The sequence below is a fragment of the Bradyrhizobium sp. AS23.2 genome (assembly GCF_001908185.1).
Taxonomy (GTDB): domain Bacteria; phylum Pseudomonadota; class Alphaproteobacteria; order Rhizobiales; family Xanthobacteraceae; genus Bradyrhizobium.
On the sequence record NZ_LGHM01000241.1, the window covers coordinates 1 to 17,233 of the forward strand.

At 64.8% G+C, this 17,233-nt stretch carries 18 protein-coding genes; 10 read left to right on the top strand and 8 right to left on the bottom strand.

Going from position 1 to position 17,233, the window contains the following annotated elements; genetic code table 11:
* The 8 genes from AC630_RS38925 to AC630_RS45995 all read right to left on the bottom strand — a co-directional run.
* The coding region (locus AC630_RS38925; protein ID WP_074123669.1) for a heme lyase CcmF/NrfE family subunit at positions 1 to 1,307 on the bottom strand (1,307 nt) is incomplete at its 3' end.
* On the bottom strand, positions 1,304 to 1,795 hold the full coding sequence (gene ccmE / locus AC630_RS38930; RefSeq protein WP_074123657.1) for a cytochrome c maturation protein CcmE: 492 nt from the start codon (positions 1,793 to 1,795) through the stop codon (positions 1,304 to 1,306). The genes AC630_RS38925 and ccmE, both read right to left, overlap by 4 nt.
* Before the next feature lie 37 nt (positions 1,796 to 1,832).
* Complete coding sequence (ccmI, locus tag AC630_RS38935) at positions 1,833 to 2,942, bottom strand: c-type cytochrome biogenesis protein CcmI (RefSeq protein WP_074123658.1); 1,110 nt, start codon at positions 2,940 to 2,942, stop codon at positions 1,833 to 1,835.
* Positions 2,943 to 3,073: 131 nt separating this feature from the next.
* Positions 3,074 to 3,343: a hypothetical protein gene (locus tag AC630_RS38940; protein ID WP_074123659.1), complete on the bottom strand. Its 270-nt coding sequence runs from the start codon at positions 3,341 to 3,343 to the stop codon at positions 3,074 to 3,076.
* 99 nt (positions 3,344 to 3,442) lie between these two features.
* On the bottom strand, positions 3,443 to 4,840 hold the full coding sequence (locus AC630_RS38945; protein WP_074123660.1) for a hypothetical protein: 1,398 nt from the start codon (positions 4,838 to 4,840) through the stop codon (positions 3,443 to 3,445).
* A gap of 159 nt (positions 4,841 to 4,999) precedes the next feature.
* Positions 5,000 to 6,376 carry an ATP-binding protein gene (locus AC630_RS38950; protein WP_074123661.1) on the bottom strand — a complete coding sequence of 459 codons (1,377 nt, stop codon included), beginning with the start codon at positions 6,374 to 6,376 and terminating at the stop codon, positions 5,000 to 5,002.
* 91 nt (positions 6,377 to 6,467) lie between these two features.
* Positions 6,468 to 7,139 (bottom strand): response regulator transcription factor, encoded by a 672-nt coding sequence (locus AC630_RS38955; RefSeq protein WP_074123662.1) that lies wholly within the window; start codon positions 7,137 to 7,139, stop codon positions 6,468 to 6,470.
* A gap of 262 nt (positions 7,140 to 7,401) precedes the next feature.
* Positions 7,402 to 7,557 carry a hypothetical protein gene (locus AC630_RS45995; protein WP_164936196.1) on the bottom strand — a complete coding sequence of 52 codons (156 nt, stop codon included), beginning with the start codon at positions 7,555 to 7,557 and terminating at the stop codon, positions 7,402 to 7,404.
* Positions 7,558 to 7,792: 235 nt separating this feature from the next.
* Here AC630_RS45995 and ku point away from each other — a divergent pair, with 235 nt between their 5' ends.
* From ku to AC630_RS39000, 10 genes are all read left to right on the top strand, one after another.
* The gene (gene ku, locus AC630_RS38960) at positions 7,793 to 8,776 is read left to right on the top strand and encodes a non-homologous end joining protein Ku (RefSeq protein ID WP_074123663.1); all 984 of its coding nucleotides are present in this window, start codon (positions 7,793 to 7,795) and stop codon (positions 8,774 to 8,776) included.
* A gap of 59 nt (positions 8,777 to 8,835) precedes the next feature.
* Positions 8,836 to 9,072: a hypothetical protein gene (locus tag AC630_RS38965; protein ID WP_074123664.1), complete on the top strand. Its 237-nt coding sequence runs from the start codon at positions 8,836 to 8,838 to the stop codon at positions 9,070 to 9,072.
* Between the two features lie 148 nt (positions 9,073 to 9,220).
* Entirely contained in the window at positions 9,221 to 9,421 is a 201-nt protein-coding gene (locus tag AC630_RS38970) for a hypothetical protein (protein ID WP_349540039.1), read from the top strand.
* 192 nt (positions 9,422 to 9,613) lie between these two features.
* Positions 9,614 to 9,778, top strand: a complete 165-nt coding sequence (locus AC630_RS38975) for a Flp family type IVb pilin (protein WP_074123665.1) — start codon at positions 9,614 to 9,616, stop codon at positions 9,776 to 9,778.
* Between the two features lie 222 nt (positions 9,779 to 10,000).
* On the top strand, positions 10,001 to 11,542 hold the full coding sequence (locus AC630_RS38980; RefSeq protein WP_074123671.1) for a thymidine phosphorylase family protein: 1,542 nt from the start codon (positions 10,001 to 10,003) through the stop codon (positions 11,540 to 11,542).
* On the top strand, positions 11,539 to 12,459 hold the full coding sequence (locus AC630_RS38985; protein ID WP_074123666.1) for a ribose-phosphate pyrophosphokinase: 921 nt from the start codon (positions 11,539 to 11,541) through the stop codon (positions 12,457 to 12,459). The genes AC630_RS38980 and AC630_RS38985 overlap by 4 nt, the downstream gene beginning before the upstream one ends.
* Positions 12,456 to 14,051: an MBL fold metallo-hydrolase gene (locus AC630_RS38990; protein WP_074123667.1), complete on the top strand. Its 1,596-nt coding sequence runs from the start codon at positions 12,456 to 12,458 to the stop codon at positions 14,049 to 14,051. The genes AC630_RS38985 and AC630_RS38990 overlap by 4 nt, the downstream gene beginning before the upstream one ends.
* A 725-nt stretch (positions 14,052 to 14,776) precedes the next feature.
* A complete protein-coding gene (locus AC630_RS47535; RefSeq protein ID WP_245330646.1) occupies positions 14,777 to 15,049 on the top strand; it encodes an Arm DNA-binding domain-containing protein in 273 nt (90 codons plus the stop codon).
* A 12-nt stretch (positions 15,050 to 15,061) separates the two neighbouring features.
* Positions 15,062 to 16,162, top strand: a complete 1,101-nt coding sequence (locus AC630_RS38995; RefSeq protein WP_245330647.1) for a tyrosine-type recombinase/integrase — start codon at positions 15,062 to 15,064, stop codon at positions 16,160 to 16,162.
* A gap of 174 nt (positions 16,163 to 16,336) precedes the next feature.
* Positions 16,337 to 16,810, top strand: coding sequence for a hypothetical protein (locus tag AC630_RS39000; RefSeq protein WP_143198662.1), 474 nt, complete (start codon positions 16,337 to 16,339; stop codon positions 16,808 to 16,810).
* The last annotated feature ends 423 nt before the right edge of the window (positions 16,811 to 17,233 follow it).

Below are 17,233 nucleotides of genomic sequence, written 5' to 3' on the forward strand. Positions count from 1 at the left end.
ACGGCGACGAGCCCGGCAACGCCGGCCGCGAGCAGGCGCTGGGTGACGCCGAGCAGATCGCCACGCTTCCACGCCAGCATCGGCCCGAACGGCACCGCGAGCAGCAGCAGCGCGAACAGCGGCACGAAGGTGAGATTGTAGAATGGTGCGCCCACCGACATCTTGAAATCGGCGAGCACTTCCATCGCCAGCGGATAGAGCGTGCCGAACAGCACGACCGCACAGGCCACCGTAAGCAGCAGATTGTTCAGGACCAGCGCGCCCTCGCGCGAGATCGGCGCGAACAGGCCGCCCTGTTTCAACGAGGTCGCGCGGCCCGCGAACAGTGACAAGCTGCCGCCGATGAACAGGCAGAGGATCAACAGGATGAACACGCCGCGGGTCGGATCGGTGGCGAAGGCGTGCACGGAGGTGATGACGCCCGAGCGCACCAGGAAGGTGCCGAGCAGCGACAATGAAAAGGTCAGGATCGACAGCAGGATAGTCCAGACCTTGAGCGCGTTGCGCTTCTCCATCACCAGCGCCGAGTGCAGCAGCGCGGTGCCGGCGAGCCACGGCATCAGCGAGGCGTTCTCGACGGGATCCCAGAACCACCAGCCGCCCCAGCCGAGCTCGTAATAGGCCCAGTAAGAGCCCATGGCGATGCCGAGCGTCAGGAATATCCAGGCGACCAGCGTCCACGGTCGCACCCAGCGCGCCCAGGCTGCGTCGATCCGCCCCTCCATCAGCGCCGCTATCGCGAAGGAGAACGAGATCGAGAAGCCGACATAGCCGAGATAGAGCATCGGGGGATGGACCGCGAGGCCGATATCCTGGAGCACCGGATTGAGATCGCGTCCCTCGATCGGCGGATTGACGATGCGCAGGAACGGATTCGAGGTGATCAGGATGAAGAGATAGAAGGCGCTGGCGATCCAGGCTTGCACGGCCAGCACATGCGCGCGCAGCGACAGCGGCAGATTGTTGCCGAACGCCGCCACCAGCCCGCCGAACAGCGCCAGGATCGACACCCACAACAGCATCGAGCCTTCATGGTTTCCCCACACGCCGGTGATCTTGTAGAGCAGCGGCTTCATCGAGTGGGAATTCTCATAGACGTTGGCGACGGAGAAGTCCGACGTCACATGCAGCATCACGAGCGCGACGAACGACGCGCCGACAAACAGAAGCTGCGCCAGCGCAGTCGAGCGCGCCACGTTCATCAGCGCTGCATCGCGCAGGCGTGCGCCGATCAGCGGCACGATGGACTGGATCAGCGCCAGTCCGAGCGCCAGCACAAGTGCGTAATGTCCGGATTCTGCGATCACCGCACGGCTCCCTGCGGATTGCCCTGCGCGGTCGTGGCGGCAGGCTTGCCACCGTAATCGTCCTTCCAGTGGCCCTGCTTCTTCAGGGCGTCCGCGACGTCCTTGGGCATATAGGTCTCGTCATGCTTGGCGAGGACAGTGTCGGCCTTGAACACGCCGTTGGCGTCGAGCGCGCCTTCGGCGACGACGCCCTGCCCTTCACGGAACAGGTCCGGCAAAATGCCCTTGTAGGCGACGGGAAGTTTTGCGTTGCCGTCGGCGACCTCGAAGGTCACCGCGAGATTGTCGCCTCGCTGGAGCGAGCCGGGCTGCACCAGGCCGCCCAGGCGAAACCGCTTGCCGGGCGCGACGTGCTTCTCGGCGACCATGGTCGGGGTCGAGAAGAACACGATGGAGTCGCGCAGGGCGTTGAGCACGAGCGCGGCCGCCAGCGCGAGCACGGCGAGCGAGCCGCCAATGATGGTCATACGTCGCTGCTTGCGCGTCATGGCGTATCCGTTCTCCGGTCGTCTCGCCGCAAAATCATCATCCGTCGAGCCCGAGGGTCTTGAGTCCTTCGTTGAGCTGCCGCAGCCGCTCGGCATTGTTGGCGACGGCCTGGCGCGCATCGGTCGATGCCCCCACCGCCTTGTCACGGTCGCCCATCACGAGATAGGCGCGCACGAGGCGCAGCCAACCCTCGACGTCGTCGCCGTTCTGCTTGAGGCGCATGGCGAGACGTTCGACCATGCCGCGAATCATCGCGTTGCGATCACCTTCGTTCATGTCCTTGGAAGCAGCGACCGTCTCGTCCGACAACGCCGGCATCGTGCCGCCCCCCACCCGCGCGAGCGAGGACTGCACCAGGGCACTCCATGGCGCGTCCGCCGGCGCCTTCGCGAGCAGTGCGCGCCAAATCGTGGCTGCGTCGTCCTTGCGGCCGTCCTGCTCAGCCGCAAGCCCGAGGAAGTAGTTGGCCTTGGGATCGTCGGCATTGAGCGCATGCGCTCGCTCGAATTCGGCCTTTGCCTCGGCGGTCACCACGCCGCTTGCGGCAGCCGAGATCGCCTCGCCGAGATCGGACCTGCGCTCCGCGCTCTCGCCATTGTAGGTCAGCGAGTTGCGATAGGCGCGTACCGCATCGTCGAAGCGGCCGAGCCGCTCCAGCACCGGCGCGAGCACGTTCCAGCCGCGTCCGTCGGTCGGATTCTTTTCCAGGTGTTGCTCGACCTGAACCACGAGGTTCTCGAGCGACTGCGCCACGCCGGAACCGGAGCCGCGCTCACGTTGCGCCAGCGGAAAGTCGCGAAGCAGGGGCGAACCGAGCGGCATGTAGACGCCGATCGCAACGAGGGGCAGACCGACGAGCGCCAGCACGGCCGCCGCGCGGCGCCATTTGAGGCTCGCCTTGAGCTCCGACACGGGCTCGCTGCCGGCCGCGGCGAGCAGCCTGCGGCTGATCTCGACCCGCGCTGCCTCCGCCTCCGGCACCGCGATCAGCCCAGCGACGAGATCTCGCTCGATCTCGGCCAGTTGATCCTTGTAGACGACGACCTCGCTACCTTGATTTTGCGCGCGCGCGCCACGGCCGAGCGGCCACAGCACAGCGAAAATCGCCGCGACCGTCATCAGCGCGAACACGAACCATAGCGTCATCTGGCAAGCTTCCGGCAGCGCGCGAACCGCGCCTGTAGGTGGCTTTACACCACGGCCGGACGATGCGGCAATTGACAATTGTCAATTCGGCGCGAGCGGAGGTGGAGCCGAAACGAAGAAAATCCAACGACTTAGGGGACCTCGAAGTCCACGCTCTGAGCGGCGGCCTCGCCGTGCCCGTTGAAAGCCTTCAGGAAGTACGTTCCCGGCTTGATTGCCTCGGGCAAGCGGATGCGCAACGCGCCGACGGGAACCGGTGATGCAATCATGGTGGCCGTCTCCAGCACCTGGCGGCCGCTCGTCTTCTCGACCAGCACCACCTTCGCCCTGACCATCAATCTTTGGTATTTCGCAATGATTACGCGATTTTCAATTTCAACGAAGTTGATAATGGGTTTCATGCGTCCACAGATAGCAATTCCCAAAAAGTGCACGGGACCGTACGGCCCGCGGCCCGCATCGTCAACTATAAATTGTGATAATGAATAAATACACCTTGATCAGCTTGCGCGCGACGATTTGCGCTCGCCCGTGAGGGCGTTCTCAGCGGCTCTGCTCATCAGCGATGCATAATCATCGCCGAATAGGACCTGGCAGAAGCGGATCGCGGCCTGCACCTGCTGCTGCCGATAGGTGCGGACCTTGAGATCGGCGGCGCGCAACGACTGCACCAGCTGCTCGGTCGAGCGCTCGACGTATTGCTGGAGGTCGGAATAGGTGCGCAGCGTCACCTCGTTGATCGCAAGCTCGCTCGCATAGTTGCGGCAGGTCGCGACGAAATCGATCAGCGCCGCGGTTTCCTCCACCTCGGTGCTGTCGATCCGCGCCCCCGGCGGAATATCCTTCTCGGGGCGCTGGCGCAGGATACGGCGGACGCGGCCGGGAACGCTGTCGATCTCGGATTGCAACGCATTGGAGACGTCGGCCCGGATCGAGGCCAACTGCTTGCCCCAGGCCGAATCGTTGCGCAGGTCGAGCTCGGTGCGCAGGCCGCGCACGCCGTCGTGCAGCGCCTTGAGATTGTCGGCGACGTTATCGAAGTGGCCGCGCTTGATGTCCATGCGCAGGATCGCGGCAACGCAGGACAAATCGTGCAGGGCGATCGTGACGGCGACGCCATAGGGCGTGGCCGCGACGCGGATTTCGTCGTCGGATGCGGCGATCTTGATGGCGAGTCGGATGATCTGCCATGGCGCAGTCATGCGCTGCACCACGATCGACAACGCGAAGGGCAGCAGCTGCGGCGTCTGCAGGACGGGAATGTTGAGCGCGGATGTCACCGAGCCGATCTGGGAATCGCCGAAGGCACGCAGGAACCGCGGCAGCTTCTCGTTCAGGGTGGCGATGGCTTCCCGGATCTGGAGCACTGCTCCGACCGAATAGAGGTCCTCGATCACGCTGGGCGGGCCGACGCGCGCGAGCGCGCGCGACTTGTCGCCGCCGCCCGGCCCCGTCAGCTCGAAGATGGCATCCGCGGCCGCCGCCTGGAGCTTCTGCGCCAGAGCCTCGACCTGCCCTCGATCCGCCGGCATGCGCGCCAGCGCCGCCTCGAACTCGTTCACCTTGTCCGGGGCGCCATCGCGGACGAGCCATTGCCAGATCGGATGCAGCGAGGAGCGGCGGATCTGTCCGACCCGGATTGGCGCACCCGCCTCCACGAGAAACGGTTCCAGCACCTGGAACAGAAGTCGAGATAGATCGTCGGTGCGCGGCGGCTGGGCTTCGTCGGCTTCGGTCTTGCGGACGATCTTGCGCAACTGCTCGAGCACAAGGGTCGCGACGGCCGTATCTTGGCCGCGCTCGAGCGCGCGCTCAAACTCGCGCATCAGCAGCGCCTGCGACTGCGGCGGGAGCTGCGCGAGATATTCCCTCAGCCGCTCGATCGATGTCTGGCTCATGCGCCCGGGTAATGTGCGGTAAAGTGGCGGACGTGGGATGCGTCCTGCGCGATCATAGGTGGGGCCACTTAAGAAGCCGTTTAGGAAGTCGCCCCGAATACGTCCGGTTGTGGGCGGATCGAGGCCGGGCAAACCAAATAGTCGCGTCGGAACAAAGGATTATATTCCCGGAAGGACCAGCTCGGCCCGCAAGCCGCCGATCGGTGCGCTGCCGAGCGAGAGGCTGCCGCCATAGAGCGCGGCGAGATCGACCACGATCGACAGCCCCAGCCCCGAGCCGGGCTTGGACTCGTCGAGCCGCTGGCCACGCCGCGAGACCTGGGCGCGCTCGGCCTCGGACAGGCCGCGGCCGTCATCATCGACGATGATCCGCAGGCGCGGGCCCGCCCCGGTCGGGTGCGGCGCTTCCACCAAAACCTCGATGAAGACCCGCGAGGCCGCCCATTTGCAGGCGTTGTCGACGAGATTGCCGACCATCTCCTCGAGGTCCTGCCGCTCGCCCCGGAACTTCGCGGACGGATCCGCCTTGGCCTCAACCACAATGCCGCGGTCGCGATGGATCTTCTCCATGGTCCGCCGCAGCGCCTCGATCGTGGGCGCAACCTCAGTGACGGTCGCGACGACCGAGACGCGCGCCGCGATGCGCGCGCGCTCCAGATGATGGGCGACCTGGTCGCGCATCACGTCTGCCTGCTCCATGACCTTGGCCGCGAATGGATCGGCCGTGTGGGCCCCGGCCTCGTTGACGATGACCGAGAGCGGCGTCTTGATCGCATGCGCGAGATTGCCGACGTGCGTGCGCGCGCGCTCGACGATCTCGCGATTGGCATCGATCAGCGCATTGGTCTCGCGCGCCAGCGGCGCGATCTCGACCGGGAATTCGCCCTCGAGGCGTTCTGCGCGCCCGGAGCGAATGTCGGCAATCGATTCCGAGATGCGCTTGAGTGGCGCAAGACCAAAGCGGACCTGGAACACCGTGGTCAGCAGCAGCACGATGCCGAGCGCGGTGAAGGTGCCGCCAAGGTAATAGTCGAAGCTGCGGGTCTCGTCGAAGATCTCGGTGGCATCGCCTGCGACACTGACGAGGAATTTGCCGTCGGCGCCGAGGTCGACCGGCCGCTCCACCATGCGCAGGTTCTGGCCCTCGGGACCGTCGACGTAAGCGAGCCGGATGCCGGCGGCGGTGAGCTCGGTGCCCTGCTCCTCCAGCTTCGGCAGCTTCTTGTCCCAGAGCGAGCGGGACGAGCGCACCTCGGGCTTCTCGGTGTCGGTCCGGGTGATCTGCCAGTACCAGCCGGACAGCGGCAGCTCGAACAGGGGCTCGCCGAGCGACTGGAACTGGCGGTCCGGCGGCTCGTCGGGGGTCGCGACCTCAGCGATCAGCGTGCGCAGATACAGATTAAGCCGGCGGTCGAAGGCGCGCTCGGTCGCGTTCTTGTAGACCGACGACAGCACCACGCCGGTGATGGCCAGGATGACCACGAGCCAGGCGGTCGCCGACAGGAACAGGCGGTTCGCAAGCGAGCTGGCGGGCATCGGAATGATCCCGGGGGCGCGGGGTGGCATGGCGTCGGACGTCATGACCGGACCAAGGCCCGTGTCAGGCCGCCCGTCAAGTCCGGACCCTTCAGGCGCCGGGGGTCGGCGGGGTCAGGAGATAACCGAGGCCGCGGACGGTCTGGATGATGTCGACGTCGAGCTTCTTGCGGATGCGGCCGACAAAGACCTCGATGGTGTTGGAGTCGCGGTCGAAGTCCTGGTCGTAGAGATGCTCGACCAGCTCGGTGCGGGACACCACGCGCCCCGAGTGGTGCATCAGATAGGCCAGAAGCCGATATTCGTGCGAGGTCATCTTGACGGGATTGCCGGAGACGCTGACCCGGCCAGTGCGGGTATCGAGCGTGACGGGGCCGCAGCTCAATTCGCTCTGGGCATGACCGGTCGAGCGGCGCAGTAGCGCGCGGATGCGCGCCAGCACCTCCTCCAGGTGGAAGGGCTTTGCGACATAGTCGTCGGCACCGGCATCGAAGCCCTGCACCTTGTCGCTCCAGCGGTCGCGCGCGGTGAGGATCAGCACCGGCATGGTGCGGCCGTTGCGGCGCCAGGCCTCCAGCACCGAGATGCCGTCCTTCTTGGGCAGGCCGATGTCGAGCACGACGGCATCGTACGGCTCGTTGTCGCCGAGATAGTGCCCCTCCTCCCCGTCGAAGGCGCGATCGACGACATAACCGGCGTCGCTCAGCGCCTTGGTGAGCTGGCGATTGAGATCGGGGTCGTCCTCAACAACAAGCAGGCGCACGCTTCTCTCCAGAAATAGGCTGCACGATCGATCGCCAGAGATGATCAATTCCGGCGTGAACTGAATATGAACACGGGGAACCCGCCGACGTTACTTTTTAGTCATATACGGACTTTTTAGTCATATACGGCTTGGTCATACAGAACCTCCAACGTGCCGACGCGACTGCGCCCGCCACGCCAGCCGGGCTAGCCGGCGGCATGGCGGGCGCAATGTGCCGCGTTACGCGGCGAGTCGAAAGGTCCGGGCGCAGTCTGCGCCGTCAGGTCCGGAAGAACACGAACCAGATGACGGCGAGGATCAGGATCGCAAGCCCGGTCGAGATGGCGAGCAGCGCCGCCACCGAAGGCCCGGGCTCGCCCTGCCGCGCCTCGGTCGGAGTTTCCACGATCTGATGCTGCTCTCTTGTGGTTGCCATGATGCCCTCAATCGCTGGGTGTCGGCCCCGATGACCGCGACCTCCTCGCGGCCCTTGTGTCCAGAGCCAACTCCCGATGCGATGCGATGTTCCGGTTTTTGCCATCCGATCAGGCAGCAACTCCGCGACCGGCAGCCGGTTAACGCAGTTGCAAGATTCCACGCCGAGCCGTGTATGATTCGGTGTTCCCCGATGGTAAGCTCATCAGCTGTCCCCGTTGCGTTTGGAGTAGCCCATGGCCCCCCGCGCCAATTGGAAGGGTTTTTTGCGTCTGTCGCTCGTGACTTGCCCGGTCGCGCTGTATCCGGCCACTTCGGATACCGAGAAGGTCTCCTTCAACCAGATCAACCGCAAGACCGGTCACCGGATCAGGTATCTCAAGGTCGACGCCGAAACCGGTGACGAGGTGACCTCCGAGGACATCGTCAAGGGCTACAAGGTCGACACCGACACCTATATCGAGGTCACCAAGGACGAGCTCGACGACATCGCGCTCGACTCGACGCACACGATCGAGATCGACGAGTTCGTACCGAAGACCGACATCGACAACCGCTACCTGATCCGCCCCTACTATCTCGTGCCTGACGGCAAGGTCGGCCATGACGCCTATGCGGTGATCCGCGAGACCATCCGCAGCATGGACAAGGTCGCGATCGGCCGCGTGGTGCTCACCAACCGCGAGCACATCATTGCGCTGGAGCCGCTCGATAGCGGCCTGATGGGCACGCTGCTGCGCTACCCCTACGAGGTCCGCAGCGAGACGGAGTATTTCGACGACATCCAGGACGTGAAGCTCACCAGGGACATGCTCGACCTCGCCAAACACATCGTCGAGAAGAAGTCCGGCGCGTTCGAGCCCGAGCTGTTCGAAGACCATTACGAAACCGCGCTGATCGATCTCATCAACAAGAAGCGCAGCGGCGCGCCGATCGCGGCCAAGGCGGCTCCGAAGAGCGGCGGCAACGTTATCAACCTGATGGACGCGCTGAAGAAGAGCATCGCGAGCGAGAAGGAAGCGGCGCCCACGGCGAAGGTCGCCAAGGAGACCGTCAAGGCCAAGAAGCCGAAGAAGCGCGTCGAGGGCCAGCGCGAGATGCTGCTGCCGATCACCGGCAAGGGCGGCAAGGACGTCGCGGCGAAGACAGCGCCCAAGGAGGCTTCGAAGAAGGCCGACAAGCCGGTCCGCGCACCGGCGCGGGCGAAGAAGGCCGGCTAGCAGCATCACATCTGCGATCGCGCCGTGATGTCCCCCCCTCGTCGGTCGGCCAGCCTGACATGCCCTGGTCGGCGGCGTTTGACGATCCCATCTCCTTGCGCACCGGGCGCAAGCTGCGGACGCTGCAAGAGGCGGCCGATCACATCATGCAGCTGCCCGAGAAGACACAGCACGCGAGCCACTGGCAGACCGCGATCGAGACGCTGATCAATGCGGCCGAGACCGGCGGCGGCTGGATGATGTTCGCCCGCATCGCGATGTTGCGGGCGTTGAACGCGGACGGTCCTCGCAAGTGACCCGGCCCCGCTGAAGAACAGTCAACAATCCGTTAAGCAGCGCCATCGCTTTCAGCACCCGCCTCCCATCGCGGATAGACCACGTAGTCCTACGGAAGGCAAAATTAACCGTCGATTCCCATTGGACCCAACATGGTCGCGCCGTGGATTGAACCAGAGCACGCCCGTGCAGCAGCAGGACGCCAGAAAGAACTACATCGGTCTCGTGAACGACACGACCGAGGAAGAGCGCCTCGCCGACAGCGCGGCACGGTCGCGGCCGCGCGTCATGAGCTATCTGGCCAGGCGGCTTGCAGCCGTGCTGAGACGCTCCGTCAAGGCCGCTCCGGGACGCTCGATCAAGTCCTGAGAAAGGCGACGATACCGTCAAATCGCCCTGAACCGGGTGACGAAACCTTAAACCAATGGATGGCAGCATTGGAGGCCGCAGGTGAGGACGATCCGACCTGCACGATGACGCGTTCCGCGACAATTTAGTGAATCAATTTACCATTCTGAAAACGGCGTCAGCCTACGTTGGACGGATGAACAGGAGTTGACGATGGCCTTGCTCAGGTCCTTCCTTGCCGATGAGAATGCAGCCACCGCTATCGAGTATTGCCTGATCGCTACCGGCATTGCGCTTGCGATCGTCACGGTCGTGAACAACACGGGAAGTGCGCTCCTGAACAACAAGTTCAACTCGATCAGCGCGGCCACGAAGTAAACGGCTACCCGGCCGAATACGGCCTTCTGACAGCGGCGCTATCGCCACGGCGTTCGGCTGCTCGCCGAGCCATTCCGGATTGCCGCATTCGCAGTGACGAGCGCGCGACGGCGTGCCGCACCGCTCGCCCGGGTCACGGCGTCACGGCCATGATCTGGGTCAACAGCACCCGGACAATGACGGTTAAGCATGGACGTCGAGTTCCCTCCTGCCGGCCCGTTCATGCATCCAGATCTCCCGCACTCTCAACTGAAGATCCGCCGCGTCCGCCTCGATACTGGCCGCGAGAATGTCGTCGTCATCTCCAGGCAATCGAAGGCGCTGCGGGCGGAGATCTTCCGCGGCTTCAGCCGCGTCGAGCTTCGCCTCAACGGCAAGGTGCTGCTGGCGACGCTGCTGATCACGGACGACGACGCGCTGGTGGCTCCGGACGAGATCGGGCTCTCCGAACCTGCTTTCCGGCGCTTCGCGCAGGCCGCCGGCACGCAGGTTTCGGTCACGCCCGCCTCGCCTCCGGAGAGCCTGGAAGCGGTGCGCGCGAAAATCCACGGGCGAACGCTGAGCAAGGCGGAGATCGGCGCGATCATCAACGATCTCGCACATTATCGCTACTCGGACATGGAGATCGCCGCCTTCCTGATCGGCTCGGCGAGCTTCATCACCAGCGATGAGCTCCTGGCCCTCACCGGGGCGATGGCCGAGGCCGGTACCCAATTGGTGTGGCCGGCCCCGGTTGTCGTCGACAAGCACTGCATCGGAGGAATTCCCGGCAATCGAACCTCGATGGTCGTGGTGCCGATCGTCGCCGCGCACGGCCTGCCGATTCCCAAGACCTCCTCGCGCGCCATCACGTCGCCGGCCGGAACGGCCGATACGATGGAAGTGCTGGCGCGCGTCAATGTCGGCGTCGAGGAGATGAAGGCGATCGTCTCTGCCTGCAACGGCTGCCTGATCTGGGGCGGACACGTCAACCTGTCGCCGGCTGACGACGTTCTGATCTCGGTCGAACGCCCCCTGAGCCTCGATACCCGCGAGCAGATGGTCGCTTCCATCATGTCCAAGAAGATCGCGGCAGGCTCGACGCATCTCCTGATCGACATTCCGGTCGGGCCGACCGCGAAAGTCACCAGCGCCGTCGACGCGATGCGGCTGCGAAAACTGTTCGAATTCGTCGGCGACCGGTTCGGCCGCGCGGTCGAAGTCATCACGACCGATGGCAGCCAGCCGATCGGCAACGGCATCGGACCCGTACTCGAGGCCAATGACGTGATGGCGGTGCTGGGCAACGATCAGGACGCTCCGCGCGACCTGCGCGAGAAATCGCTGCGGCTCGCCGCTCACCTGCTGGAGTGCGATCCGAAGCTGCGCGGCGGAGCCGGCTATGCCCGGGCGCGCGAACTGCTCGAGAGCGGCGCCGCGCTGAAGCAGATGCAGAGGATCATCGACGCCCAGGGTCCGTCGACATGCCGCAGCGAACTGGGATCGCTCAGCTTCGACGTCAAGGCGGCGCGTGACGGCGTGGTATCCGCGATCGATTGCCTGCGCCTCAATCGGCTCGCACGTACCGCCGGCGCACCACTCGACAAGGGTGCCGGCATCCGCCTGTTCAAGAAGATTGGCGACCGCGTCGAGCAGGGCGAACCGCTTTACCGCGTCTACACTTTCGATCAGCCGGAGCACGACCTCGCCGCTTCCGGCGCTGCAGCGGAAAGCGGCTACGTCCTCAATGGCCACGAAGTCCTCCCGGGCAAGGCGTCGTCGTGAGCAGTATCTCGCTTCAGACCCTGCCGTCCGGCACCGACGCGGCGAAGCGGCTGGCGGCGCGCCTCGGGATTGCCTGCGACGAGATCGCCCTGCATCGCTTTCCGGACGACGAGTTGCGCGTCACCGTCGCGCCGGCGGCAGACACCACCATTCTCTATACTCCGCTCGATCAACCCAACGACAAACTGATCGCCCTGCTCTTTGCTGCGGAGGCACTGCGACGGGGCGGCGCGAAGCGGCTTGTCCTGGTCGCGCCCTATCTCTGCTACATGCGGCAGGACACTGCGTTTCATCCGGGCGAGGCCATCAGCCAGCGCGCCATGGGCGCTCTGCTTGCGACAATCGTGGACCGCGTCATCACCGTAGATGCGCACCTGCATCGCACCCCTGACATCAGGTCCGTATTTCCAGGTATCGAAGCGGAGAACCTGTCTGCCATGCCAGCGATTGCGAACGCGCTGGCGACGGGCGGCATCGATCCCGCAACTGTCGTAATCGGTCCCGACGCGGAGTCCGAACCTTGGGTGATCGATCTCGCCGGCCGGCTGCGATTGCAGCACACGGTGGCGCGAAAAATGCGACACGACGATCGTTCCGTGGATATAACCTTTGCCAATCCCGCCCTGCTCGCAGGGCGGCCCGCGCTGATCGTGGACGACATCGTGTCCTCCGGGACGACGCTGATGGTCGCGGCGAAGGCACTGAGAGCGATGAGCGCGACCGCCGTCGATGCGGTCGTGACGCACGCGCTGTTTCCACCTGCGATGGTCACTGCATTCGCCGACGCCGGTATCCGGTCGATCCGTTCGACCGACAGCGTGCCGCATCCGACCAATGCGATCGCGCTAGACGAGCTTCTCGCAGGCGCCCTGCGGTCCGAACTGGGTAAGACATATTCGCCGGAGACGACGACATGAGCACCACCGTCCGATTTTGCGGCGCTGCCCGCACCGTGACCGGCTCGAGCTATTTGTTCCAGACCGCTACAGGCCGTTTCCTGGTCGATTGCGGCCTGTTTCAGGGCCAGAAGACGCTCAAGGAGCTCAATTACGGCGCCTTTCCGTTCCGCCCCGCCGATATCGACGCGGTACTGCTCACGCACGCGCATATCGACCACAGCGGATTGCTGCCGAAGCTCGTGCGCGCGGGTTTTGAGGGACCGATCCTGGCGACGCCCGGCACGATCGACCTCTGCTCCTACATGCTGCCCGACGCCGGCAACATCCAGGAATCGGAAGTCGCGCAACTCAATCGGCGCAACGCCGCGCGCGGCCGCAAGGAAGTGCGGCCGATCTACACGCAAGCCGACGCGATCGCCGCGCTCCGTTCGTTTCGCGCAGTCGACTATGAACGCTGGATCGACGTGATCCCGGGTGTCCGCGCGCGCTACTGGAATGCCGGCCACCTGCTCGGCTCCGCCTCGATCGAGCTCGAAATCGCCGAGCAGGGTTCGACGCGTCCGCTGCGTGTGCTGCTCTCGGGCGATGTCGGGCCCGAGGCAAAGCTGCTCCAGCCCGATCCCGAAGCGCCAACCGACCTCGACTATGTCATCGCGGAATCCACCTATGGCGACCGGGTGCGTGCTGCCACGACACCCACGCACCGCCGACAGCATCTCGCGGCTGAGGTCCGCGATGCGGCGGCGGCGGGGGGCGCACTGCTGATACCTGCCTTCGCGGTCGAGCGTACCCAGGAGCTGATCGTCGATCTCGTCGACCTGATGGAGCACGGCGAGATCCCGACGGCGCCGATCTTCCTCGACTCCCCGCTCGCGATCCGCGCCACCGAGGTATTCCGCCGGCACGCCGCGAGCCTCGACCCGACCATCGATGCCGATCGCCTGCTCAACTCGCCGCATCTCAAATTCACCGAGACGCCGGAGGAGAGCAAGGCGATCATGCGGCTCAGCGGCTTTCACATCATCATTGCGGCGAGCGGCATGTGCGACGCCGGCCGCATCCGCCATCATCTGAAGCGCTGGCTCTGGAACGAGCGCGCGACCGTGCTTCTCGCTGGCTTCCAGGCCAACGGTACGCTCGGCCGCTTCCTGCAGAACGGGGCCAAGGCGGTGCGGATCCAGGGCGAGGAGATCAGGGTCGCGGCGCGAATCCGCATGATCGACGAATATTCTGGCCATGCCGACGGCGCCGGGATGGCCGGCTGGATCGCGGCACGTCGCCCTATCGCCCGCGGGTTGTTCCTGGTGCACGGCGAGGAAGGCGCCATCGCGGGGCTCGCGGAGCGTGTCGCCGAACGCATCATTCCGGCCGCCAGGATCTATCAACCCGTGCTGGACGACACATACGAACTCGCCGCGCCCGAACCGCGCGTGCTCGACGTCGATCACCGCCGCCGGCTTGCGCCGGAGGCGGTGACCCGTCTCGACTGGCACAACGAAATGTCGGAGCTCATGCTCGACATCAACGACAAAATTGGGGCCGCCGCGGACGACCGCGCCCGCGGCGTCATCATCCGAAAGCTGCGCCGCGCGCTGGAGGAGACCGGGTAGAGAAGCGCTGGAGGCGGTTGGAAGCATGGCAGCCCCACAATCTCGTGTCCCGGATGCGCTGCGGCACGCAGTCACGCTCCGCAGAGCCGGGACCCAGGAAGCCACACGGATCGCTGCAGCATGGGCCCCGGCTCTGCGGCGCACCGCCAAGGGGCGCTGCGCCGCGTCCGGGACACGAGACCGTCGTTGAATAACGGACACGCGCTCCCGTTCTCGCGGCTTGTTTTCACCCGAGCTCTGCCTTGTCGCATCCCCTCTTCGAGAAAGGGCGCAGGGAAGGCCGGGCGCCGGCTGGCACCCTAAGTCCCGTGTGCGGATTGAATGCGCACGGGCGGACGACAGGTGACGCCGGGACATCCCGGCCTTCCCTGCGCGGATGGCTTTGACGGTGTCCTTCGCGCTCTCCCCGGGGAGCGATGCACTATTGCCCCCGTCGCCATGCAGATGGCTGATGCGCGCGCCCGGTCGGGCTGCAACATCACCGCATGACTTGACGCGCAGACTCCGGGCGCCAGGACCACACGTCTATATTTTGGCATTCGGTGAAACACGCCGAAACTAACAAAACCCTTTGAAATAAGGGCTTTTCGACTACTCTGATCCACGGCGTTTCAGCGCGCTTCGCCAAATCTAGGGCCCGGCCCTAAGGCTTTCAGCGTCCGCACGACAAACTGAAAGCCCCAAAGCCGAGCCCTTTGGTCTCAAGCCTTAGGAGCCGAAACCACATGGATACTATCATTCCAGCCGCCCCCGCTGGCAAGCGGGGCCGCAATAGCAGCGTCATTCTAACCGACCGCCTCTGCGAAAAGCGGGTCGCCAAGCGGGTCAAATTCTACGACCGCAAATGCCCGGGCCTCTACGTCAGCATCACCAGGGCGGGCGTCGCGACCTTCTCGTTCAAATTCACCGATCGGACCACGGGCAAGCAGCGCACCGGCTGGCTCGGCATCTACAATTCGGAAACCTTCACGGTCGAGGACGCCCGCAGCAAGGTCTAAGGCCTCAAGGGCATGGGCGGCGACGCTCTCGCCGAGACCTTCCGCGACCAGAAGGCCACGAAGGCGAAACGCGGCAAGACGGTCGCCGAGATCATCGAGGAGCGGATCGACTGGATGAAGACCCCGGTCAGGAAGCCAGATGGCGAGATGCGGCCCCGGCTGGAGGCGTGGGAGAACACCGCTAGCCATCTGCGGCGCTTCCTTGGTGCCCGGCTGGGCAAGAAGCTAGCGACCGAGGTCACCAAGCACGACATCGCGACGCTCTCGAACGACATCGTCGCGGGCAAGTTCGGCAAGCCCTCGGTCAGCAACGCTCGTCACATGCGCAAGGCGGCATCCGGCCTGTTCAACTGGGCGGCAGAGGCTGGCCGCGACTACGTCAGCGCGTCCCCTTGCGTCAATTTGCCAAAGCTCGACCCGGAGCACCCGCGCACCCGCGTCCTGACCGAGGACGAGATCAGGATATTCTGGCATGGCCTCAACGATGAGGAGTTGATGCGGTCATGGGATCGCCGGACGCGGCTGGCGCTGAAGTTCGAGCTTATTACCATGCTGCGGTCGAGCGAGTTGCTCGGCGCGCACCGAGACGAGCTGGTCGACCTCGACGGCGAGCATCCGCGCCTCGTCGTGCCGCTGCGGAGGGTCAAGAAGCGGCGGGTGATCCAGCAGCCGCTATCGAGCCTCGCGGTCGAGATCATCCGGGAAGCCTTGCGGGGATCGAACAAGCAATTCATCTTCGCCTCCCCACTCGGCGATCGGCCGCTGCATCGGAAGGCCATGGCGGACGCCCTGCGCGGCGACAAGCGCAAGGGCAAGGTGAGGACGCCCGGTATCTGCGCGCTGCTCGGCCTCCGGCGGTTCACACCGCACGACCTGCGCCGGACGGCTGCGACGTTGGCGGGTGATCTCGGCTTCGACGATGCGTGGATCGCGAAGTGTCTCGACCATGCCGCGAGTAAGAAGGGCGATGTGATCGTGCCGACCGTGACCGGCAAGGTCTACAATCATTCCAAGCGGATGAAGGAGAAGCGCGCGGTGCTGGAGGGCGTTGCTGCCGAACTGCGGCGTATCCTCGGCGAGCCCGCAGAAGCCGCGCTGCGTCTGGTCGCCTAATCAACTCCAAATCCCGCAATTTGCCAGATTTGAGCAGCCCGGTCAGCGCTAAGTTGGCCGGGCCTTCTGATCAGGGCCAAAGCTGTGGAAGCCGAATGGTGAGGAGTGCTGCGGACCAACCGGGGTGGGTATGCTTTGGTGCGCCGCTGACTGCTCATAGGCTCCAATAGAAACATGGCACAAATCGAATGGACGCTGGAAACACCTGGCATCGAGATTGCCCAGGCAAATTCGGCCGGTGAATTCATGGACGCCCTGCGGCGCTCCAATTCCCAGTGGTGGTCCGACGGACAGATGCCATGGGTATTTCGCGGCCACCGGGACAAGGCTTGGCCTCTCTTGCCGTCCGCTTGGCGTCCGACGAACGGCGTGATCGCAGACTTCGCCAGCGCGGTCAGCCTTAACCGGCTTGAACATGCGCTGATAGCCAGCAGCGGCGTTCGCAGCTGCCTCGACGATGTCGATGGATGGGGCGTTCCTGATCTCGGCCGCGAGGTGATCGAGTTCAGCGAGTGCCTTCTGCGCGGATGGGAAGAGTGCGATCTCGGTCGCGCGAGGACCCGAAACGATGCTGTGCATGACCGCCCCCCGTCAGTGAGCGGTCGTGCTTGCATCGCCCATCATGGCGGCAGCCCGCCAGGTGCTTGACGCCTTCGGCGGTCGCCAGCATCGACTGCGCCGACGAGATCGCCTGGCGTGGCTCGCAGCGCGCCGCTCCGTACGTTAATCCGGTTCCGACGAGCCAGACGAGGGCTCGCGCCTCTGACGCGCCAGAGGCCTGCGCAAAGCGTTCTGAGTACCGCTGGGAATTTTGCGGGGCACGTACCTGCCTGCTGACTTCGCGTCGTGGGTTGATGGCTCTGGTCAACGAGGTTCATCGACCCGCCGCCGCTGCCGCGCGTGAAATTGACTGGCATTTCGATTTTCAGGGAAGAGGAAAACTTACGCTAGACCAGAGGGTTACGGCTCATGACCCTGGCTGTGTGAAAAGCCACGAGTCGGCTAGGATTCCTCCGTTTCCTGATGGGGGATACGGATGGGACGCTTCGTTGAAGGTGCGGACAGATCCCA